This window comes from Candidatus Methylospira mobilis (assembly GCF_009498235.1).
GTDB lineage: Bacteria > Pseudomonadota > Gammaproteobacteria > Methylococcales > Methylococcaceae > Methylospira > Methylospira mobilis.
This window is the reverse complement of the sequence record NZ_CP044205.1, coordinates 853,202-874,091: the sequence shown is the minus strand read 5'-3', so window position 1 is coordinate 874,091 and position 20,890 is coordinate 853,202. Positions and strand designations below refer to the sequence as shown.

Annotated in this window: 20 protein-coding genes and 1 pseudogene; 14 read left to right on the top strand and 7 right to left on the bottom strand. The window is 54.8% G+C overall.

Going from position 1 to position 20,890, the window contains the following annotated elements:
• Positions 1-6 precede the first annotated feature (6 nt).
• The 3 genes from F6R98_RS03685 to clpX are packed head-to-tail and all read left to right on the top strand — an operon-like array spanning position 7 to position 2,722.
• Positions 7-474, top strand: coding sequence for a nitrogen fixation protein NifZ (locus F6R98_RS03685; protein WP_153247822.1), 468 nt, complete (start codon positions 7-9; stop codon positions 472-474).
• Positions 471-1,367, top strand: coding sequence for a nitrogen fixation protein NifM (gene nifM, locus F6R98_RS03680; protein ID WP_153247821.1), 897 nt, complete (start codon positions 471-473; stop codon positions 1,365-1,367). Before F6R98_RS03685 ends, nifM begins: the two co-directional genes overlap by 4 nt.
• Positions 1,364-2,722, top strand: a complete 1,359-nt coding sequence (gene clpX, locus F6R98_RS03675) for an ATP-dependent Clp protease ATP-binding subunit ClpX (protein WP_153247820.1) — start codon at positions 1,364-1,366, stop codon at positions 2,720-2,722. Before nifM ends, clpX begins: the two co-directional genes overlap by 4 nt.
• Before the next feature lie 187 nt (positions 2,723-2,909).
• Here clpX and F6R98_RS03670 read toward each other — a convergent pair whose 3' ends face one another.
• Entirely contained in the window at positions 2,910-3,251 is a 342-nt protein-coding gene (locus F6R98_RS03670) for a phage holin family protein (RefSeq protein ID WP_153247819.1), read from the bottom strand.
• A gap of 347 nt (positions 3,252-3,598) precedes the next feature.
• Here F6R98_RS03670 and F6R98_RS03665 point away from each other — a divergent pair, with 347 nt between their 5' ends.
• Both F6R98_RS03665 and F6R98_RS03660 read left to right on the top strand, forming a co-directional pair.
• Positions 3,599-3,853 carry a hypothetical protein gene (locus F6R98_RS03665; RefSeq protein ID WP_153247818.1) on the top strand — a complete coding sequence of 85 codons (255 nt, stop codon included), beginning with the start codon at positions 3,599-3,601 and terminating at the stop codon, positions 3,851-3,853.
• A 147-nt stretch (positions 3,854-4,000) separates the two neighbouring features.
• Entirely contained in the window at positions 4,001-4,231 is a 231-nt protein-coding gene (locus F6R98_RS03660) for a hypothetical protein (protein ID WP_153247817.1), read from the top strand.
• Positions 4,232-4,274: 43 nt separating this feature from the next.
• Here F6R98_RS03660 and F6R98_RS03655 read toward each other — a convergent pair whose 3' ends face one another.
• Positions 4,275-5,390, bottom strand: a complete 1,116-nt coding sequence (locus tag F6R98_RS03655; protein WP_153247816.1) for a flagellar basal body P-ring protein FlgI — start codon at positions 5,388-5,390, stop codon at positions 4,275-4,277.
• 826 nt (positions 5,391-6,216) lie between these two features.
• Positions 6,217-7,497 carry a molybdopterin molybdotransferase MoeA gene (moeA, locus tag F6R98_RS03650; protein WP_153247815.1) on the bottom strand — a complete coding sequence of 427 codons (1,281 nt, stop codon included), beginning with the start codon at positions 7,495-7,497 and terminating at the stop codon, positions 6,217-6,219.
• A gap of 186 nt (positions 7,498-7,683) precedes the next feature.
• Here moeA and F6R98_RS03645 point away from each other — a divergent pair, with 186 nt between their 5' ends.
• From F6R98_RS03645 to F6R98_RS22600, 3 genes are all read left to right on the top strand, one after another.
• Entirely contained in the window at positions 7,684-8,091 is a 408-nt protein-coding gene (locus F6R98_RS03645) for a group III truncated hemoglobin (RefSeq protein ID WP_153247814.1), read from the top strand.
• Between the two features lie 384 nt (positions 8,092-8,475).
• Positions 8,476-10,086 (top strand): SagB/ThcOx family dehydrogenase, encoded by a 1,611-nt coding sequence (locus tag F6R98_RS03640; RefSeq protein WP_153247813.1) that lies wholly within the window; start codon positions 8,476-8,478, stop codon positions 10,084-10,086.
• A 367-nt stretch (positions 10,087-10,453) separates the two neighbouring features.
• Complete coding sequence (locus F6R98_RS22600; protein ID WP_194270117.1) at positions 10,454-12,709, top strand: methyl-accepting chemotaxis protein; 2,256 nt, start codon at positions 10,454-10,456, stop codon at positions 12,707-12,709.
• Between the two features lie 250 nt (positions 12,710-12,959).
• On the opposite strand, the gene F6R98_RS21485 is transcribed toward F6R98_RS22600, so the two are convergent.
• Positions 12,960-13,286, bottom strand: coding sequence for a hypothetical protein (locus F6R98_RS21485; RefSeq protein ID WP_194270116.1), 327 nt, complete (start codon positions 13,284-13,286; stop codon positions 12,960-12,962).
• Positions 13,287-13,296: 10 nt separating this feature from the next.
• Here F6R98_RS21485 and F6R98_RS21835 point away from each other — a divergent pair, with 10 nt between their 5' ends.
• Positions 13,297-15,693 carry a methyl-accepting chemotaxis protein gene (locus tag F6R98_RS21835; protein ID WP_228125071.1) on the top strand — a complete coding sequence of 799 codons (2,397 nt, stop codon included), beginning with the start codon at positions 13,297-13,299 and terminating at the stop codon, positions 15,691-15,693.
• A gap of 592 nt (positions 15,694-16,285) precedes the next feature.
• On the top strand, positions 16,286-17,041 hold the full coding sequence (locus F6R98_RS03625) for a glycosyltransferase (RefSeq protein WP_153247810.1): 756 nt from the start codon (positions 16,286-16,288) through the stop codon (positions 17,039-17,041).
• Positions 17,042-17,046: 5 nt separating this feature from the next.
• Here F6R98_RS03625 and F6R98_RS03620 read toward each other — a convergent pair whose 3' ends face one another.
• The 3 genes and pseudogenes from F6R98_RS03620 to F6R98_RS03610 form a co-directional block, all read right to left on the bottom strand.
• Positions 17,047-17,244, bottom strand: coding sequence for a carbohydrate porin (locus tag F6R98_RS03620; protein WP_153247809.1), 198 nt, complete (start codon positions 17,242-17,244; stop codon positions 17,047-17,049).
• A gap of 59 nt (positions 17,245-17,303) precedes the next feature.
• Positions 17,304-17,516, bottom strand: a pseudogene (locus F6R98_RS03615) (transposase); the annotation flags it as partial.
• Positions 17,504-17,692 carry a hypothetical protein gene (locus F6R98_RS03610; RefSeq protein WP_153247808.1) on the bottom strand — a complete coding sequence of 63 codons (189 nt, stop codon included), beginning with the start codon at positions 17,690-17,692 and terminating at the stop codon, positions 17,504-17,506. The gene F6R98_RS03610 and the pseudogene F6R98_RS03615, both read right to left, overlap by 13 nt.
• 155 nt (positions 17,693-17,847) lie before the next feature.
• On the opposite strand from F6R98_RS03610, the gene hslV reads away from it, so the two are divergent.
• The 4 genes from hslV to ubiE are packed head-to-tail and all read left to right on the top strand — an operon-like array spanning position 17,848 to position 20,890.
• Positions 17,848-18,408, top strand: coding sequence for an ATP-dependent protease subunit HslV (gene hslV, locus F6R98_RS03605; protein WP_153247807.1), 561 nt, complete (start codon positions 17,848-17,850; stop codon positions 18,406-18,408).
• Positions 18,409-18,417: 9 nt separating this feature from the next.
• Positions 18,418-19,737 (top strand): ATP-dependent protease ATPase subunit HslU, encoded by a 1,320-nt coding sequence (gene hslU, locus F6R98_RS03600; protein ID WP_153247806.1) that lies wholly within the window; start codon positions 18,418-18,420, stop codon positions 19,735-19,737.
• Between the two features lie 5 nt (positions 19,738-19,742).
• Positions 19,743-20,105: a gamma-butyrobetaine hydroxylase-like domain-containing protein gene (locus F6R98_RS03595; protein ID WP_153250890.1), complete on the top strand. Its 363-nt coding sequence runs from the start codon at positions 19,743-19,745 to the stop codon at positions 20,103-20,105.
• A 38-nt stretch (positions 20,106-20,143) separates the two neighbouring features.
• Positions 20,144-20,890: a bifunctional demethylmenaquinone methyltransferase/2-methoxy-6-polyprenyl-1,4-benzoquinol methylase UbiE gene (gene ubiE / locus F6R98_RS03590; protein WP_153247805.1), complete on the top strand. Its 747-nt coding sequence runs from the start codon at positions 20,144-20,146 to the stop codon at positions 20,888-20,890.

The following is a 20,890-nucleotide window of genomic DNA, read 5'->3' as shown; positions in this document are numbered from 1 at the left end:
GGTATTATGGAACCGGAACGCTATGATTACGGAACCGAAGTTCGCGTGATACGCAACGTCCGCAACGACGGCACTTATCCGGGGATGGAAGTAGGCGACTTTCTGGTGCGGCGCGGCAGCGTGGGTTATGTAGTCAATGTCGGCACCTTCCTGCAGGATCAGGTCATTTACTCGGTGCACTTTATGAACGAGCAGCGCATGGTCGGCTGCCGCGCCGAAGAACTGATCCCCGCGGACGCGCCATGGGCGCCGAGCCGCTTCGAATTCAGGGATAAGGTGCGCAGCCGCAATGCGCTGGCGGTAAAGGGCGAGGTGATCGCAGCCAGCGGCGCGGAAGGAGAAATACTGAAAGTCGTGCGCGACAACCCCGAAAATGTTTTATACCACGTGCGTTTTCCAGGCCATACGCTGCTGGTTCCCGAAGCCAGTTTGCTGCCGCTGGAAGAACAGGATACGCAGGAGGAAACTGCATGAGCTTCGAACAGACACGCATCGAGACGGCCGCAAGTCCAGGCCAGGCCGATTTACCTTATGCCATGCTGCGTTCGGCGCTTGAGCTTTTCGAACGCGCGCCTGCCGAACTGAGCGATGAAGAACGCATCCAGGCCGAACGTCAGGCGGCGCGCGTGCTCGAACTCGAATCGCGCATTTTAAGCGCCAGGGAAGCAATCGGTGTGGTGGCCGGTGAGGATGAAGTCACGCGCGCCATTCAGGAAGTGCGCGCCCGCTACGAGGACGACGATAGATTTCTGGCTGCACTGGCTGAAAACGGCTTGACCGAAGAAACGCTACGGCTCGCGCTGGCGCGGCAATGCCGGGTCAATACGGTACTGGACAAGGTTGTTGCCGGCGACGACGAAATCAGCGAGGTCGATATCGGCCTGTTTTACCACGAACACAAGACGCGTTTCGTGCAGCCGGAAAAACGCGAAGTTCTGCATATACTGATTACCGTCAACGAGCAATTTCCGGAAAACAGCCGCGAGCAGGCGTTGGTGCGCATCAAGCAAATTGCACAACGTCTGGCGCAGAAACCGCGCATGTTCGAGGAACTTGCTACTCGACATTCCGAGTGTCCGACTGCGATGGACGGAGGTAAAATCGGCGCAGTGGTGCGCGGGCAGCTCTATCCCGAACTGGATAAGGCGCTGTTCGAAATGAAGCCGGATCAGATCAGCGGCATAGTGGAATCGGAAATGGGCTTTCATTTGCTCTGGTGCAAATCGATCACTACGGCGAAAACGGTATCGCTGAAAAAAGCGACGCCGCAGATCCGCCTTATCCTGCAGGATCGCACCAGGGAAAGCCGCCGCAGAAATTGGATACGCAGTTTACAAAAACCAACACAACCGGGAGCAAGATCATGAACGCAACAACACATACTTCGGTTCATTCCCATTGTTCTTTTTGCGGCATAGAGCAAACACCGGCGACGCCGATGATCGCCGGAGCCGAAGGCGCCATTTGCGAAGCCTGCGTCAAGCTGGCCGACCAGGTGGTCAGCAACTGGGGGCGCAAGCGCGTTTTGACCGAGCTGCATGGGCCTATACCGAAGCCCTCTAAAATCAAGGAAATACTCGACACTTACGTCGTCGGCCAGCATCTTGCCAAGGAAATACTGTCGGTTGCGGTCTACAACCATTACAAACGTCTGAAGCATGAAAGCGGCGATCAGGGCTTCAATCACCTGCACCACGAGGTCGAACTGGGGAAATCAAACATCCTGCTGATCGGCCCGACCGGAACAGGTAAAACCCTGATGGCATCCACGCTGGCTAAAACCGTGGGCGTGCCTTTCGTGGTTGCAGATGCAACCACGCTGACCCAGGCCGGTTATGTCGGCGACGATGTCGAAAACATACTGGTACGCTTGCTCGAAGTCGCCGACGGCAATGTCGGCCGCGCCGAATGGGGTATCGTATACCTGGATGAAGTCGACAAGCTGGCACGCAGCCCGGAAATGGCGACCAACACCCGCGATATTTCCGGCGAAGGCGTACAGCAGGCATTGTTGCGGCTGGTGGAAGGCGCCGTCGTCAAGGTTTCGCAAAAAGGTAAAAAACGCGATGGCGGCGGCGACGAAGTAGCGCTCGATACCCGTAACATCCTGTTCATAGCCGGCGGAGCGTTTCCAGGCCTGGAGAAACACGTTTCCAAGCGTTTGAAACCTTCGCGTAGCGGCATAGGTTTTCATGCCGAGCCGGTCGATAGCGATGAAAAACCGGACCTGGAGGCTTTGCTGAACGAAACGCAGCCGGGCGATCTGCGTCACTTCGGCTTGATACCCGAATTCATCGGGCGCTTCCCGGTGCTGGCGCCGCTGGAGCCGTTAAACGAAGAAGCCCTGATCAGCATACTCACCGAGCCGAAGAATGCGCTGACGCGCCAGTATCAGAAGCTGTTTTCCTATGAAAATGTAGAACTGGAATTTACCGAGGCTGCGTTGAAACGCATTGCGCAGAAAGCGATAGAACGCGAAACCGGCGCGCGCGGGCTGCGCAGCATACTGGAGCATGTGCTGCGTAAACCGATGTTCGACGTACCGTCCATAGACGGCGTACAGATTTGCCGTGTCGATGAAGAGATGATAGATGGGTTGCGCGATGTTGAAGTCGTTGTTCGCGATCCCGCTCTATCCGCTGCCGAAGAAGGCGAAAGCCGGCAGCCGGAGGACAGCGAGTTCGCAGAAACGGATAAAAAGCGCGCCAACTCATCTCATTAGCATATTCCGGCTATTGTTTCTGTTCATGGCGAGCGTCGACATCGGTCCAGGCAGCTTGCCCACAGCAGACACGCTGCTGTGGGCGGCGAGCGCAATCCTGTCGCGAGCGGCTTGACCTGAGCATAGCCGAAGGGAGCCATAAGGAACGAACGAAAATCGGGTGGTTGAATAGATATTTATTTTTTAACTATGAAGGAATATGCGATGCGATGGCGATATTCAGCGCCGTCAGCAACAAACTGCCGAGCAGCGCGGGCAAGAAGCCCTGCACACGGATGCCTGGAACGATCGACGCCACCAGCATCAGCATGAAGGCATTGATAATCAATAGAAAAAATCCGAGACTGAGTATCGTCAGCGGCAACGTGAACAGCACCATGACGGGCTTCACAAACGCATTCACCAGGCCGAGGACTATGGCGCCGACCAAAGCCGGACCCCATCCATCCACCTGTACGCCACGCACCAGATGAGCGACGAGCAGCAAAAAGGCTGCGGTTAATCCCAAGTGTGTAAGAAATGCGGTCACTATACCCCCATGCGTTTTCAGCATGCTAACGTGAGCATGCATGCGTAGTCAAACCGTGCGGCAATTTTGTTGCCGCGCCCCTGTTTCCTGACCGGGCGGCAGCGTAGACCGCGGCTATAGCCATGCGCCGTCGCATTCGATTTCACCAACATCAAGCCCCGATGCTTCCATCAGTTGCTGAAGCATACCCATTATCGGAAGCGCTTGAACCGACAATATTTTATGACGCCACAGCCTAAAATGTGGTGCGAAATATCCGATAAGTAATACAAGCGGTTTGTAATACAGCGGATGAATTGGGAGGTTGAGGCAGTACCGAAGAATCCGCAGCAACAGAGGGTGCAGCCATGAACGTTAGCGCAATTTCGCATTACACCAGGAACTGGTCACAAGTGGACGGTCTGGGTCAAAGCTATGGTGATGAAACCAGCGTCATGCGCGAAACCGGCGTTCAACAAGCTTCCCGGTCACAGCAGTCAGCCCAGGCGCTGCCGAGCGGAGGATTTCAGGAATTGCTTCTGGGTGCAATGGAATCATTCAACAACAGCGCTACGATCAGAACCGAACGCAGGAAAGACAAGAGTTACACTAATTACTATTAAATTAAAATGTCAGGAGGATTTGGACAAACCAGTTTCGGGCTCACACTCTACCCCGTTCGCGCCGAGCCTGTCGAAGGACTGTTCATGGTCCGGCAGGCGCATCGCGAACGGGGAGTATTGACTATGTTGATGACAATACAAATTTAGATGAAGATTGGAATACCGTTGAAAACCCTGCTGAAAATCGCCCGTCAAACCTGCTTCAGCGATCATTGCATCTATAAGTGCCGGAGAGGGTATAATATCCAGCGCGTGCGGAAGGTTATCGGTATCTCGGTATTCATCCGGCTTGACAAGGATCGCAAGCGCGTAATGCCCCGGATCAGCTATAACGCGACGATAGCCGCAAAACTTCGTTTCAAGCGTTTGACGGGCTGAAACTCAGGCGGTAGGACCGCCTGAAAAAATCCTGCCCCCATGATCAGATTATCTCCAAATTCGCGTGCAGGGAACCGGCTACCTTCATCACCTGCAATATGGACAATAGATCCTGCGGGGTCGCGCCTATCGAGTTCAAGGCTTCCACCACATCAGACAAAGTCGGACCGCCATCCAGTTCCATCACTTTGCCCGGCTGGTTGTTAACGCCTATCTGGGTCTGACGCTGCACTACGGTCCTGCCGTTCGAAAATGCGCCAGGCTGGCTGATAATCGGCGTAGAAGTGACCACCACGGTCAAATCGCCATGCGAAATCGCGCAAGGGTCGAGTCTGACCACCTGGTTCATCACCACCGAACCGGTACGCGCATTCAGAACCACTTTGGCCGGCATCTGACCGGGGGTTACGTCGAGATTTTCCATTTCGCTGAGAAAAACAACCTGATCCGATGTGCTCCGGGGTACTCGCACAAGAATCACTCTCTCATCCTGTGCGAACGCGGTAGTCAAGCCGAAATGTTGATTGATGGCGTTGACTATACGGCTCGCGGTGGTAAAGTCGGCGTTGCCCAGATCGATGCGCATGACTCCGTCCTCGGCCAGCGTGGTAGGCACCAGTCGTTCTACGGTGGCCCCGTCGGAAATCAGGCCGGCATTCAGCTGATTGGTCTTTACCGAGTTGCCGTCCTGACTCGCGCCATAACCGCCTATCAATACATTGCCCTGAGCCACCGCGTAGATTTGCCCGTCCGCGCCCTTCAACGGCGTCATCACCAGCGTTCCTCCGCGCAAACTGGATGCATTGCCCATGGAGGATACGGTAACGTCGATCGCTTGCCCAATCTGGGCATAAGCAGGCATGGACGCCGTTATCATCACTGCGGCCACATTTTTGAGACGCATGGTGGTGCTGCTGATTTCCGGTAGATAAACGCCGGATTGCTTGAGCAGATTATTGATGGATTGCGTGGTAAACGGCGTCTGCGTGGTCTGGTCGCCGGTGCCGTCCAGCCCCACCACCAGACCGTAACCGGTCAACTGGTTTTCGCGTATGCCTTCCACGCTGACCAGATCCTTGATGCGCTGCGCCTGCGCGATACCGGCCAGCCCCAGGAAGCAACCTAACAACAAACATAAAATCAGTAACTTACCACGCATGACACACCTCACATCTGCACAACGCCATACTCGTAAACCTTCAACATATTAGACAATCCGGCATACCGGGAGTTCTTTAATATGTATTTAATAAAATATTATGCAGTGAGTGTGAATCGGTAAATTGATATGACCAACGGGGTGTGATGTCGCGCCGGAACCGGCATGCTTTTGCGCCGTGACCGGCTTCGCTCGTCTTGTTCCGCGCCACGGAGCTACGTGCTACAGGGATTGGGTCAAGGGGTAGCTGTCGAGACACGCAGTGAATCCTTACCAGGAGGCTCGACTTTTGGCTGCCTGCCATAGACGGTCTCGCCAACCTCGCCCCAGCCCTTCACGTAACGTCAAACCCGGCGGTACCGAACAGGGACAGAACTTAATCTTCGAGCACCGGCAGCAGGCCCAGACTGCCGTGTTCCAGCGCGGTTTTGTCTTCCGCCAGGAACCACCAAAATCCGGCGTACTCGCCGCCGTAGTCCAGGCTGTAGCGCAACGCCGGCTGGGTCTTGCCGACTCGCGCACGCCCTGTCGCAGCCGTTCAGGAAAGCGCTCGCCCGATTCGATGCTATCCTGGTCGAAGAACAAGTGCTCGCGGTCGAAGCGGCTGCACAGTTCCGCATGTAGAAGCCGGGCATGACCCGATGCGTCGCTGCGCGGCAGTTAATGAAAATGCCGCAGCCGCTCAAGGCCGTTTCCTCCGCCGGATACGGCAACATAAACACGCCGGGAACCGGGCTGCAACGGCATTAATCCTCGCCCATGCCCATATTGCCGATGAGTTAAGCGCTCATCCCTGCACGAAGCATGCTTCGCGCCGGGCGCGGTCTTACATCCAGCTGGCGAAGGGCTGTACCATGACTTCGGTCCCCGGCTCCACGCGCGTTTGTTCGGAAGGCATCACAATGAAACAATTCGCACGCGACATGGAACTCAACATGCCGGAGCCCTGCTCACCTGTCTTGCATACGACCAGCTTTCCGTCCCTGTCCTGGGTCAGGATGCCGCGCTGATATTCGGTGCGCCCGGCGCGTTTTTTCAAAGCCGAGCCGGACACCGCGCGTAATATCAGCGGCGGTTCGGCTGTTTCACCGGCCAGACGCTGCAACGCCGGCTGGACGAACTGGCTAAAGGTCACCATCACAGCGACCGGGTTGCCGGGCAGGCCAAAGAATACGGCCCGTCCCAGATGACCGAAGATCAACGGCCGTCCAGGTTTGATCGCGACCTTCCAGAAAGCGATATCTCCCAACTCCCCCAAAACCTGGCGTACCAGATCAGCCTCGCCGACCGAAACGCCGCCGCTGGTAATGACGACGTCATGCTCGCGCGCTGCGGATTGCAAGGCGCCGCGCAACGCGGACGGATCATCGCGCACCACGCCCAGATCGCTGACTTCGCAATGCTGGCGGGTTAGCAGGCCATGCAGCGTATAACGGTTGCTGTCGTGAATCTGGCCGGGTTGCAGGCTTGCGCCGACTGCGCACAATTCGTCGCCCGTGGAAAAGACCGCCACGCGCAGGCGGCGCTTGACGGCGACCTGCGCAATGCCCAGCGAAGCGATCAGTCCCAGATCGGCCGAGGTGATCCGGCGTCCGCCGGTCAGCACGGTCTGGCCCCGGCGAATGTCTTCTCCGGCTGCGCGGACATTCTCGCCGGCGCGGGTGCGGCCATCAATGCGGATAGCCGTAGCGTCTACGCACTCGGCATGCTCCTTGGGAATCACGGTGTCGGCGCCGGAGGGCATCACCGCGCCGGTCATGATCCGCACACACTCGCCGCTGCCGCAGACGCCATTAAACGGATGTCCGGCGAAACTGGCGCCCGCTATGCGCAGCTCGCGCATGCCGCCGTCGGGCAGATCATGGGCATGCAGCGCATAACCGTCCATCGCCGAATTGACGTAAGGCGGAACATCAATGGCGGCGACAATGTCTTCGGCAAGCACGCGATCCAGCGCTTGCAGCAGATTCAGCCGTTCGCTTGCGCCGGCGGCTCCCTGCGGGGCAACCGCATCGAATATACGTTGTCGCGCAACATCCGCCTGCAACGCGGCGGGATCGTGGTCATCGCTGCAGGACGGTGCGGTCAGGTGCAAATTATCAGTCATATTTATCAAGCCTGAGGGAGTAAAAACAGCCGTTGAGGGATAATCGCTATCGAGGAAACATTGTATTTATTTCCAGGCGCTGCGCGCCGGTTCGATAAAGTTAACATTATCCTTGGCATCGGGTATAGTCTCCGGCAGCTTCGAACAGAATAGTAGACGAATCCGTCGACGCCACAGGTATTAAGGATGAATGCAGAAGACGATACCCTCACCGAACGCCATATTACCGAACTGGTCCGCCGCTTTTATGAGCGCGCCTCGGCCGATGACGGTCTGCAAGCCATTTTCGAATCCGTAATTGATGACTGGGACGCTCACCATCGCGTGGTAGAAAACTTCTGGTCGCGCACGCTGCTGCAAACTGACCGCTACCAGGGCACCCCCTACCCTCTGCATGCCCGCCTGCCGCTACGTCCGGAGCTTTTCGAAAGCTGGCTGAACCTGTTTCGAAAAACGGCCCTGGAAACGCTGCCGGCGGAAGCTGCCGAACACGCCATCGCCCGCGCCGAACATATGGCTGAAAGCTTCAAGGCCGGGATGTTTCATGGCTACGACATCCGGTCGCGCCCATCCTTGGGCAAGCCGGCGGCCTGATCCGGTTTGCCGTTATCCAGAATTTCCTCTCAAAACGGTTAACGGCTTAATCCGAGCGCATGCGGTTGACATAAGCAATCGCTGATGCAAGTTCCCTAACGGATCGGACTACAGGAGTAGTGCAATCGTCCGCATCAGATAGCCAGCAATTGGCGCGTTTAATGCATAAAATATACTATTCTCGACAAACTTTCGGTTCCGTCAAACTTATGCCGCTTGCGGAAAAACATCCCAGAAACGCCGCGCCCTGACGTAATACGCCGCAAGCCTAAGCTTATCGCCCGCTGGCAGAAAGTTTGCCAAGTTACTCCAGATAGAGTCAAGCTACTGAAAAAACAACATATCACAACCAGCTTTCCTCTTGTCCAATGAGGCACACCAACCATGAATGACGCTTTACAACAAGTTTACGCTTATCACGACGCAAGCAAGCATCATTTCGACGCCTATGCCCCAGGTCCGGAATTTCTGGACTGGACCTGCCAGCCCAACCCGTTTCGGCGCTTTTCCGGCGCGCCGCTGGTCGAACTGCCGTTGCAGGAAACGCCGCTTGCGCCCAGCTACCAGGAGCTGTTTCAGACACCCGAACAAAGCGCGGACATCAATTTGTCGACTTTGTCGACATTGCTGCAATATAGTTTCGGTCTGGCGGCATGGAAGCAATACGGCGGCGAGCGCTGGTCGTTGCGCTGCAACCCTTCCAGCGGCAATCTGCATCCTACCGAGGTTTATATCCTTATATCGGGTATGGCTGATTTCAAATCCGGCCTGTACCACTATGCGGTTCATGAACACGCTTTGGAACTGCGCTGTGAAGTCGAAGCTCCGTTTACCGGCCTGCTGATCGCCTTCAGTTCGGTGCACTGGCGCGAAGCCTGGAAGTACGGCGTCAGGGCATTCCGCTACTGCCAGCATGATGCAGGTCATGCCTACGCCGCGTTGCAATATGCTGCGGCAGTGCACGGCTGGCATGCGCAAATGCTGGAAGAATGGAGCGATGACGATATCGCCGCTATTCTGGGGTTGACGCGCAGCGCCGACTTTATCGACGGCGAACGGGAAACGCCGGACATGATCTGCCGGCTTATTCCCTTTCCTGCGTCGACGGATACGCCGATACAGCAGGGACATATCCGCGTGGACCGCCTGATTCAAGCGCTGGGCGCGGGACTTTGGAGGGGGACGGCAGACGCGCTCGGCAGCGAACATATTCGCTGGCCCGCCATCGAAGCGGTCAGCCGCGCCACCGAAAAACCGCGCACAGCCGCCTCCCGCTATAAGACAACGGCGGCACAGCCGCGTTTGCCATTGATCAGTCTTGAACCGGCCGCAGCAGTCATCCGAAATCGGCGCAGCGCGCAAGCCTACGACGGTAAAACTCAAATCTCCAGCGCACAGCTGTACCGCATGCTGGACGCCACGCTGCCCTATCGCGACGGCCCGCCGTTTCAAACCTGGCCATGGGCGCCGCGCGTACACCTGATATTGTTCGTGCATCGTGTCAAGGATCTGGCGCCGGGACTTTATCTGTTTTGCCGCTCGGACGACGCGCCGACGGAGCTCCGCACCGGGTTACGAGCGGAATTCGAATGGAATAAACCGGACAACTGCCCGGAAACGCTGAACTTTTTCAGGCTGGTAGCGGCCAACGCGAAAAATACCGCCAAACGCCTGTCATGCCATCAGGCCATTGCCGCCGACAGCTGCTTCAGTCTCGGCATGATTGCCGAGTTCGAACCGGCGCTGCAAGCAGCGCCGTGGGCCTACCGCCAGTTGTACTGGGAATGCGGCGTAATCGGCCAGATCCTGTATCTTGAAGCCGTGGCAGCCGGATACGGAGGCACGGGCATAGGCTGTTTTTTTGACGATCCGGTACAGGAATTGATCGATATCACCAAAAGACGATGGCATAGCCTATATCATTTTACAGTGGGAGGGTCCGTGTTCGATATGCGCATACAAACCCTGGAGGCGTACGCACACTTGGCGCGTTAGTGCATGATAGACTACAATCCCACCATAAAATAAAGGTTAATTTTCATTCATATAATAATAACAAATACATACCGTATGATCGTTTTAAAAAACAACCATTTCATAACCATCGAGTCTGAAGCTGCACAAGGGCTGCGCGGGCGAGGTTGGCAAGACCGTCCATCTATGGCGCTGAGATGCCATGGAGGAGGTTCCTCCATGGCCTGCCCCAAAAGCGTAGCCGCAAGAAATGAATCCACTGCGTAACGAAAGATAGGCTCGCTCCGCGTGTTTCGACAGCCTTACCCGCAGCCCCTATAAACCGGGTAGCTGATTAATTAGTATATAAATGACTCATTTGGGGCCCCCAATTAGATGGCACAGGAATATGAGAAACAACCAGCCCGTTACACAACACGAACACCTCGTTCCCGAAGGCACCACCATCATCTCGGAAACCGATTTAAAAGGCGTCATTACCTATGTCAATGATGATTTTCTCAAGATCAGCGGCTTTTCCGAAAACGAATTGATGGGAAAGGCGCATAATATCGTGCGCCATCCCGATATGCCGGAAGCGGGTTTCGCCGACTTGTGGCAAACGCTGAAACAAGGCCAATCCTGGACCGGTCTGGTAAAAAACCGTTGTAAAAACGGCGATTTTTACTGGGTGCATGCCTTCGCTTCCCCGAAACGCGAAAATGGGAAGATAGTCGGATACATATCGGTGCGCACCAAACCCACGCGCGCGCAAGTCAAGACGGCGGAAGAGCTTTACCGGCGGATAAGAGAAGGAAAAGCCAAGGGCATCCGCTTGAATCGCGGCAGGGTAGAACCTACCGGGATTCGCTCCATTCCTTACAAGCTGGCCGATCTTTCGGTGCAGGCGCGCATCCTGATAGAAATTACAATAAACGCAGTCATTCTGGCCCTGATCGCTTATTTCGCCTTCTCCCTTGCGGAGGATACCGATCAGGCCGCGCGCGATTTCGATTTAAAATTGCTGCTGGGGTTTATATGCGCAAGCTTTGTCGCGACAGTTTCGCTGGGAGCACTGCTGAGATTGTGGCTGGGATCGCGATTCAACTTGATGGCGACGGTCCTGATCAAAATTTCGGAAGGCAGTTACCGCAACAACATCGAAATTCAGGGCGACAATGAAATCGACCTGCTGCTGGAACGCATCAAGGAAATGCAGGGGCAGCTCGATTGCACGATGACCAAGGCAAAACGCCATGCAAATGTCACCGACCGCATCAAATTTGCGCTGGACGGTTCGGCAGCCAGCACCATGATTACCGATAACGAGGCCAACATCGTTTATCTGAACAACGCGCAAATCGAAATGTTCAAGATGGCCGAACAGGATTTGCGAACCATTTACCCGGATTTCGACGCGACCCGGCTGCTGGGCAAAAACATAGACATATTCCACCGCAATCCCGCACATCAACGCAACCTTCTTAAAAAGCTGAGCAATCCGGCCACTTCGACCATCACGGTAGGGCCGCGCTCCTTCAGAATCGCCATGTCGCCGGTAATCAACGACAAAGGAGAACGTCTGGGCATTGCCGCCGGCTGGATAGACTTTACCGCGGAACAGGCCATAGAACGCGAAGTCGACAGCATCGTCCAGGCGGCTGTCGAGGGCGATTTCAACAAACGTATTACGCTTGGCGGCAAAGAAGGCTTTATCAAACAGCTGTCGATCAATATCAACCGCTTGATGGAGGTCAGTTCTGAAGGACTCAACGAGGTTGTGCGCGTGCTGGAAGCGCTCGCCCAGGGCGACCTGACCAGCAGGATTACCAAAGAGTATTCCGGCATGTTCGGTCAACTAAAGGAAGACTCGAATCAGACGGCAGAAAAGCTCACCGCGATAATCGGCCAGATTCGCGACGCGACCGATTCCATCCATACCGCATCCAGAGAGATAGCGATGGGCAACAACGATCTTTCAGGGCGCACCGAGCAGCAGGCGGCCAGCCTGCAAGAAACGGCGGCGTCCATGGAGGAACTGACCGGCACGGTAAAACAAAACGCCGATAATGCGCAGCAAGCCAACCAACTGGCGCTGGGCGCATCCGATGTGGCGGTTAAAGGCGGCAAAATCGTCAAACAGGCGGTAGCGACCATGAATGAAATCTCCACCTCTTCGAAGAAGATCGCCGACATCATCGGCATCATCGACGGCATTGCCTTCCAGACCAACATACTGGCGCTCAATGCGGCAGTGGAGGCGGCGCGCGCCGGCGAACAGGGGCGTGGATTCGCCGTCGTCGCCAGCGAAGTCAGAAATCTGGCGCAACGCAGCGCCACTGCCGCGCGCGAAATCAAGGCGCTGATCGATGAGTCGGTCGGCAAGGTCGAATCCGGCGCCAGGCTGGTTGACGAAGCGGGGTCGACGATGGAAGAGATCGTCGCCTCCATCAAGCATGTGACCGATATCATGGGTGAGATAACCGAAGCCAGCCGCGAACAATCTTCAGGAATCGAACAAGTGAATCAAGCGATTTCGTTAATGGATGAGGCGACGCAACAGAACGCGGCGCTGGTCGAACAAGCAACGGCGGCAGCCGAAAGCCTGGAAGAACAAAGCAACACGCTTGCCGGCGCCGTGCGCGCATTCAAACTGGCACACTGAGCTTAAGACACTGTCCACGAAAAACACGAAAAAATTCATGACATGATTATTCAACGGTTGCTTTCGAATAGCAACCGTTGTGACGAGCACCCCAATGTCGTTAGGATAAGAGCTTTTCCGTTCGTCCTGAGCTTGTCGAAGGGCGAACGGAAAAACAGACGATGAAGCCATTCGCGGTTCGACAAGGCTCTCCTGAGCGGCTTGCCCTGAGCGTAGCCGAAGAAAGTCGAAGGGCTCACCGCGAACTGCTTTACCTCGCGTAACTTAACGGAATTGCCCCCTGCAGTTCAGCATATGCGTCTTCTCTGTACAACAATCCCCAGCCAATTTTTGTGCCTTTCGTGGACCCCTTATCTTTTCTACTTCCGCGATGATCAACCGCCCCGAGGTGTGCTTGATCTTTCGTCGACAACACAAGATTTTGCTTGAACTTAACGGTAGAATAAAATCCGTGCATTGCTGTAAAGTCGACCAGCCCCGGTACAGAGAAACGAAGTTCCGCTTCCATGCCACCCAAAACAGAGGTCTTTAACATGTTCTCGCGGAAAAATCTGAAGCTGTCGCAAAAGTTCGTCATATTAGCGGTCTTGTCAGTCTTGAATTTTGCTGCGCCGCAGTGGATGCTCTCGTTGCGATCGAGCGGCGAGATCGCATTTGCGGAAAAGGAAAAACTGGGCGTGGAATACGCGCGCGACACCATTCAACTGATGCAGTTACTGCAACAGCACCGAGGGCTTTCAGCGATAGCCTTGTCGGGCGGCAAAGCCTCAATCGATAAATGGGAAAGCAAGCGGGAGCAAATTAATCAACAAATCAAGGTAATTGATGCCACCGACGCAAAGCTTTCCGTTCTGGAAATGACCAGCACCTGGAAAACCTTACGGGGAGATTGGGAAAAACTGGCTACGGCAGCAGCCGGCCTTTCCCCTAAGGAAAGTTTCGCACGCCACAGTGAACTGATCGAAGCGGTTTTCAAATTCAACCGCAAGCTGGCAGATGATTCGGGACTATCGCTGGACCCCAACGTGGATTCTTATTACCTGATGCTGTCCGGCCTCCATCGCATGCCGCAATCGACTGAAGTGCTCGGTCAATTGCGCGCACTGGGAAGCATGGTCCTCACGCAAAAAAATATTCCGCCTGAAAATCGCATGCAAATACGTATTAAGGCGGAAGATGCATCGAAAAACCTGGCTTTGATCGAGGAAAACCTGCAGAAAGCCGCCGAAGACCATGCATTGAAAACTGAAATAAAAGACTTGCTTGCGAGCGGTCGTGCTACCATCGCACTTGTACAGGAAAAAATTGTTCATAGTGAAACACCGGAAATTTCGAGCGATGAATATTACGAGAGACTGACGGCAACCATAGATCAGCAGTTTGTATTTACGGCAAAACTCTTGGACGCGCTGGTCGTCAGTCTGGATAAACGCATTCATACGCTGCAAGTCACGGAATACACAATGCGCGGCGCGGTATTGGCGATGTTCTCGGTATTCCTGATGTTCGGCTGGTCTGTTGTGCGCAGCATCCTGCGACCGGTCGGCATTATGACCGAAGCGATGGACAAGCTGGAGCGCGGCGAGATGCCGCCCATCAACCGCGATCAATATGACCCTGAATTCAATCAGCTCAAAAACGGACTGAACGCCGCCGTCACTTCGGTGCAAGCCTTGATTGCCGATGCAAAACTGCTTTCGAGTGCCGCAGTGGAAGGCAAATTATCCACACGCGCTGATGCGGAAAAACACCGGGGGGATTTCCGCAAGGTGATTGATGGCGTCAACGAAACCCTTGATGCAGTCATCGGGCCGCTGGACGTAGCCGCCGATTACGTGAACAGAATCGCACATGGCGATATCCCTCCCAAAATTACCGCCCAATATAACGGTGATTTCAATAACATAAAGAACAACCTCAACATCGCTATCGACGCAATCGACACGCTATTGGCAGATACCCGCAAACTGTCGCAGGCGGCCATAGAAGGGCGCCTCGAAACACGCGCCGACGCGAGTAGACACCACGGAAACTTCCGCAAAATTATCGAAGGCGTCAACGCGACCCTGGATATCGTCATCGGTCCGGTACAGGAAGTCATGCATGTGCTTGAAGCCATGGGAAATGGCGACCTGACCAAACAAATATCCAGGGAATACTCGGGAATGTTCGGCCTATTGAAAAATGACTTGAACAAAACGACGGAAAAGCTTACCGCAATTATCAACCAGATTCGCGATGCGACCGAGTCCATTCATTCCGCATCCAAAGAAATTGCGGTAGGCAATAACGATCTTTCCGGCCGCACCGAGCAGCAGGCGGCCAGCCTGGAGGAAACAGCAGCCTCAATGGAGCAGCTGACCGGCACGGTAAAACAAAATGCCGATAACGCGGAACAGGCCAATCGGCTGGCGGCGGGTGCATCGGATGTCGCCGTCAAGGGCGGGGTTATCGTCAAGCAGGCGGTGGCGACCATGGATGAAATTTCCAGCTCATCAAAGAAAATCGCCGACATCATCGGCATCATCGACGGCATTGCCTTTCAGACCAACATTCTGGCGCTCAATGCGGCGGTGGAAGCGGCGCGTGCCGGCGAACAGGGGCGCGGATTCGCGGTCGTCGCCAGCGAAGTCAGGAGTCTGGCGCAACGCAGCGCCACTGCCGCGCGCGAAATCAAGGCGCTGATCGATGAATCGGTCGGCAAGGTGGAATCAGGATCCAAACTGGTCAATGAGGCTGGTTCGACCATGGACGAGATAGTGGATTCGATTAAATATGTAACCGATATTATGGGCAAGATAACCGCGGCCAGCCGCGAACAATCATCCGGTATTGAGCAAGTCAATCACGCTATTTCGTTAATGGATGAAGCGACTCAGCAAAACGCAGCGCTGGTCGAACAAGCAACGGCAGCAGCCGAAAGCCTGGAAGAACAGAGTAATGTTCTGGCCGAAACCGTACATGCATTTAAATTAGCGCGGTAACCGCGTCCTGCTTCGCCTTGAATCTACCGAAAATATTACACATAATATGACCATTTATTCATGAAGTTATTGCGTACCATCAGGCTGCGCGGAAGTAAGACCCTGCATTTGAAGAGGCCAGTGCCGTTAAAAGTTTGCCGATTTACCAACGCTGCGTCCCATCAGGAAAGGTTTCCGGAAAAACCGCATTCAGGGAAAGACGGCTTGTTCCGCAGCCCCAAAACCGGTCACAGAATAATTACGATCTTTGTAACGACTCAGTATCATCGAGTTTGACGCTGGGTTAAGGGCTGGGGGAAATTATGGCGAAACCGACTATGACAGGCGTGTCCTGAGCATAGTCGAAGGCAAGGATTACGGCGTGTCTCGACAGCCTTCGCCCCAGATCCAATGCCCGTAGCTGAATAGTTACCGGCTTTTATTCGAAGCGACTTATTCAATAAACAACTATGCTTAGCGCAAAGCAGCTCATGGAAGTTATCGAGATGTCAGATCATGAAAACGCTTTAACACCGGGCGCCGCCATATATGACGGCGGCTCGGCCCCACCATGCGCACTATCGCGCATGGCGTCTAACATAGTTGATTCGCAATGAAAATATCCATCATTACCTGTACATGGAACAGCGAATCTTATCTCGAGCAATCCATAGCATCGGTGCTTGCACAGGATTACCCGGAAATAGAATACATTTTTGTGGATGGCGGTTCGACTGACGGCACGCTCGAGCGCATCGCGGCCATCCCTCGCGAAGTGCATGTCCTGCATAACATACGCGGTGGCGTTGCGCACGCCATGAACGAAGGCGGCCGCGTAGCCAGCGGCGATGTGGTCGCTCATCTGCGCTATGATCATTATTATCTTGCGCCTGACGCGCTCAGCCGCGTAGCAGGCTCATTTTCGGACGCTACCGGCTGGGCATTCGGACGTATCGTATACGATATCGGCGGACGGCAATTGGCGGACGGCGTTACCGCTCTCCCTTACTCCCGCAAAGGCCTGCTGCGTGAAAACTTTATTCCTCATCCGGCCATCTTTGTCCGGCGCGACTGGATGGAGCAGGCAGGCGGATTCGACGAATCCCTAAAATTTGCACAAGGCTATGATCTATGGCTCAAACTGGCGCTACGAGGCGACCCTGCTGTAATCGACGAACCGCCGCTGGCCGCGTTGCGCGTGCATGAAGGCGGTCTGCCGACCAGCAACCGCCTGGCAGCCATGGAAGAAGAATATCTGGTGCGGCGGCGCTACATCGGGCGCAGCCTTATCGACCGGCTGGAACACTGGATTCGCTTCAAAATACGGCGCCGCAACCTGCTGGATAAATTAGCCAAAGGATTTAAATAGCCGTCTTAAAACTCTGCGTGCGCGCGTACGCTGAAAATATTGACCGGGCCGCGGTTGGCGTTGTAGCCGGGATTTCCAATAAACCGGTAGTCGGCGCTGATCCATAGCGAGCTGGTGAGATTGTAACGGTAAAACAAACCGACGACCCGCTCCGGCTTTTCCTTCAGCGCACCATCGCCGACGAACGCCTCTATTCCACCCATGACCAGTTAAATTACCCCCGGCAAAACCGGGGGCTTATTAGGTGAGCGCCTCAAAAGCGCTAGAAAATCATGAGTCGCCCAAGGCGGCTGTACCTATAACCCCCTAACCTCATCTGCTCATAACGTTCATCATCTTGCTCCTGCTTACGAATATAGGCCCTCACCGTCGCTTCGTCTAAACCTACCGTCGAAACAAAATACCCACGCGCCCAAAAATTCTCTCCGGTCAAATTTCTCTGACGACCGCCAAACTGCCGCGCTATTTGAATCGCTCTATCTTCGACAAATTACGGTAGTTTTGCAGCGCCTGCTGATAATCTCTTTGCGTTTTCAAATAAACCAAACCGGCAGTGATCAATCCGACAATCACGATGAGTGCGAACCCGGGTTTTCCGTCACGCGGCTTGCGTGTATTCGGGATATCGTGGATAAACTTGTGCTGGTTCATGACTTCGCTTTCTGGGTTGGCTACAGATCGGTGTCGCACCCTACATGAACATTACAGCAATTGCGCAACAATTGAACAAGCGCATGAATTAACAAAGAACGGATTTGTTGCGGAAAATTGTGTAGAATTTCACTCCTTTTAGACGCGAGTTTTGTGTGGAAACATTTCACGGTACAACCATCGTCTCGGTACGCCGGGGCAATAGCGTCGTTATCGGCGGCGACGGTCAGGTTACACTGGGCAACACGGTGATGAAGGGAAATGCGCGCAAGGTGCGCAGGCTTTATCATGGACAGGTAATCGCCGGGTTTGCCGGCGCGACCGCCGATGCTTTTACGCTGTTCGAACGTTTCGAAGGGCAGTTGGAAAAGCAGCGCGGAAACTTGACGCGCGCAGCGGTGGAACTGGTCAAGGATTGGCGCACAGATCGCGCGTTACGCCGGCTGGAGGCATTACTGGCGGTTGCCGACAGCAAGTCGTCGCTGATTATTTCGGGCACCGGAGACGTAATCGAACCGGAAAACGGCTTGATTGCCATTGGCTCCGGCGGCCCTTTTGCACAGTCGGCGGCGCGCGCGCTGCTGGAAAACTCCACGCTGACAGCCAGCGAAATAGTCGAGAAGGCCCTGCATATCGCCGCAGATATTTGTATTTATACCAATCACAGTCTGACCATAGAAGAACTGGACACAGACCTCGCTCAGACCACAAGTTAACCGACCCCCATGACACAGATGACGCCAAAAGAAATAGTCCAGGAGCTCGACAAGCACATCGTCGGCCAGTCCGCCGCCAAACGTGCGGTTGCGATCGCATTGCGCAATCGCTGGAGACGCGGACAGGTGGAACCTGGGCTACGCGAGGAAATCACGCCGAAAAATATTTTGATGATAGGTCCTACCGGCGTTGGTAAAACCGAAATCGCACGCCGTCTGGCGCGTCTGGCGCAAGCACCCTTTATCAAGGTGGAGGCGACCAAGTTCACAGAAGTCGGTTATGTCGGACGCGATGTCGAATCCATTATCCGCGACTTGATCGATGTGGCCGTCAAGCAGTTGCGTCAGGCGGAAATGCTGCGCGTACAATCGGCTGCCGTAGCGGCGGCCGAAGAAACGGTATTGAACGCATTGTTGCCGGGCAGCGATACCTGGGCGGAAGCGGATGTCGAATCCGGTACGCGCCAGAAGTTTCGCCGTAAACTGCGTGATGGCGAACTGGACGACAAGGAAATCGAAATCGAGCTGCAAGCCGCCGCTGTCGGCGTCGAAATCATGGCGCCGCCGGGTATGGAAGAAATGAGCAGCCAGTTGCAAAGCCTGCTGCAGAACATGGGCAACGCCAAACGCCAGACCCGCAAACTGCGCGTAAAAGATGCGCTGAAGGCGTTGCGCGAAGAAGAAGCGGCGCGCCTGGTTGATGAAGACGATATCAAGCAGCGCGCGGTGGTTTCGGTCGAGCAGAACGGCATCGTATTTATCGATGAGATCGACAAGATCTGCAAGCGCTCCGATTACGGCGGGCCGGATATTTCGCGCGAAGGCGTACAGCGTGATCTGTTGCCGCTGGTCGAAGGCTGCACCGTCAGCACCAAGTTCGGCATGATACGCACCGACCATATCCTTTTTATCGCTTCCGGCGCGTTTCATTTGTCCAAGCCTTCGGATCTGATCCCCGAAATGCAGGGACGCTTCCCGATACGCGTGGAGCTCGAAGCATTGCTGGCCGACGATTTCGTGCGTATTCTGACCGAACCGGACTCATCGCTAACCGAACAGTACGTTGCACTGATGGCAACCGAAGGCGTGGAACTGGCGTTCAGCGAGGAAGGCGTGCGGCGTATCGCCGAAATCGGATTTGAAGTGAACGAACGCACTGAAAATATCGGCGCGCGCCGTCTGCATACGGTACTCGAGCGCTTGCTGGAAACACTGTCGTTCGAAGCGGTCGATCATGCCGGTGAAAAAGTGGTGATTGATGCCGAATACGTTAATCGCTATCTCAACGAACTGGCGCAGGACGAAGACCTGAGCCGCTATATTCTGTGACGCTTATGACTGCGCCGGCGCCATTGGAAATCAAGCTGCATCAAATCCGGCGTACGCTCGAGCTGGTCTACGATGACGGCAGGATTTTTCAATTACCGTGTGAATATTTGCGCGTTTACTCGCCCTCCGCGGAAGTGTGCGGACACGGTCCGGGACAGGAAGTATTGCAGACAGGCAAGGAACAGGTCAGTATTAACGCAATTCGGCCGGTAGGCGGTTATGGAATTTGCCCAACCTTCAGCGACGGACACAATACCGGGATTTATACCTGGGAAACGCTTTATGATCTTTGCGTCCATCAGCGCGAACGCTGGGGCGAGTATCTGCACAAGCTGAAAGAAGCGGGATATGAGCGTCAACAGGCGTAAAGCCGGGATGCCGAACACACTAATAACGAGATTACTGCATGGCTGAAGACAAAACACATTTCGGTTTCCGCGAAGTAGCTGCGGAAGACAAGGCGAAGCTGGTAAAAAACGTATTCGATTCCGTAGCGAACAAATACGATGTAATGAACGACCTGATGTCCATGGGCATACATCGCATATGGAAGCGTATCGCGCTGCAATTGAGTCATGTTCGTTACGGCGAAAAAGTACTTGATCTTGCAGGTGGAACCGGGGATATGACGCTGCTGTTTCAAAAACGCGTCGGAGACGCCGGGCAGGTGGTGTTGTCCGATATCAATGCCGCCATGCTCAGCCGCGGACGCGACAGGCTACTGGATCAGGGCATAAGCGGCAACGTGCAATATGCCCAGATCGATGCGGAAAAGCTGCCGTTCGCCGATAATCAGTTCGATTGCGTCTGCATCGCGTTCGGATTACGTAATGTGACGCATAAGGAGGAAGCATTACGTTCCATTTTCAATGTGCTGAAGCCGGGCGGGCGGGCGATTATTCTCGAATTTTCCGAAGTGCAGGGTTCCCTTCTGAAAAAAACCTATGACTTTTACTCCTTCAAGTTCTTGCCGCTGATGGGAAAGCTGGTAGCCAACGATGCTGAAAGCTACCGCTATCTTGCGGAATCCATCCGCATGCACCCCAATCAGGAAACTCTGAAGCAGATGATGGCGACCGCCGGTTTCGAACGATGCGAGTATTTCAATCTGACCCATGGCGTTGTAGCGGTTCATCGCGGCTATAAACTCTGA

What these genes read in the sequence shown, in the direction of transcription:
- F6R98_RS03685 (WP_153247822.1), top strand. Translation starts at nt 7, where the DNA reads ATGGAACCGGAACGCTATGATTACGGAACCGAAGTTCGCGTGATACGC.
- nifM (WP_153247821.1), top strand. Translation starts at nt 471, where the DNA reads ATGAGCTTCGAACAGACACGCATCGAGACGGCCGCAAGTCCAGGCCAG.
- clpX (WP_153247820.1), top strand. Translation starts at nt 1,364, where the DNA reads ATGAACGCAACAACACATACTTCGGTTCATTCCCATTGTTCTTTTTGC.
- F6R98_RS03665 (WP_153247818.1), top strand. Translation starts at nt 3,599, where the DNA reads ATGAACGTTAGCGCAATTTCGCATTACACCAGGAACTGGTCACAAGTG.
- F6R98_RS03660 (WP_153247817.1), top strand. Translation starts at nt 4,001, where the DNA reads ATGAAGATTGGAATACCGTTGAAAACCCTGCTGAAAATCGCCCGTCAA.
- F6R98_RS03655 (WP_153247816.1), bottom strand. Translation starts at nt 5,390, where the DNA reads ATGCGTGGTAAGTTACTGATTTTATGTTTGTTGTTAGGTTGCTTCCTG.
- moeA (WP_153247815.1), bottom strand. Translation starts at nt 7,497, where the DNA reads ATGACTGATAATTTGCACCTGACCGCACCGTCCTGCAGCGATGACCAC.
- F6R98_RS03645 (WP_153247814.1), top strand. Translation starts at nt 7,684, where the DNA reads ATGAATGCAGAAGACGATACCCTCACCGAACGCCATATTACCGAACTG.
- F6R98_RS03640 (WP_153247813.1), top strand. Translation starts at nt 8,476, where the DNA reads ATGAATGACGCTTTACAACAAGTTTACGCTTATCACGACGCAAGCAAG.
- F6R98_RS22600 (WP_194270117.1), top strand. Translation starts at nt 10,454, where the DNA reads ATGAGAAACAACCAGCCCGTTACACAACACGAACACCTCGTTCCCGAA.
- F6R98_RS21485 (WP_194270116.1), bottom strand. Translation starts at nt 13,286, where the DNA reads ATGACGAACTTTTGCGACAGCTTCAGATTTTTCCGCGAGAACATGTTA.
- F6R98_RS03625 (WP_153247810.1), top strand. Translation starts at nt 16,286, where the DNA reads ATGAAAATATCCATCATTACCTGTACATGGAACAGCGAATCTTATCTC.
- F6R98_RS03620 (WP_153247809.1), bottom strand. Translation starts at nt 17,244, where the DNA reads ATGGGTGGAATAGAGGCGTTCGTCGGCGATGGTGCGCTGAAGGAAAAG.
- F6R98_RS03610 (WP_153247808.1), bottom strand. Translation starts at nt 17,692, where the DNA reads ATGAACCAGCACAAGTTTATCCACGATATCCCGAATACACGCAAGCCG.
- hslU (WP_153247806.1), top strand. Translation starts at nt 18,418, where the DNA reads ATGACACAGATGACGCCAAAAGAAATAGTCCAGGAGCTCGACAAGCAC.
- F6R98_RS03595 (WP_153250890.1), top strand. Translation starts at nt 19,743, where the DNA reads ATGACTGCGCCGGCGCCATTGGAAATCAAGCTGCATCAAATCCGGCGT.
- ubiE (WP_153247805.1), top strand. Translation starts at nt 20,144, where the DNA reads ATGGCTGAAGACAAAACACATTTCGGTTTCCGCGAAGTAGCTGCGGAA.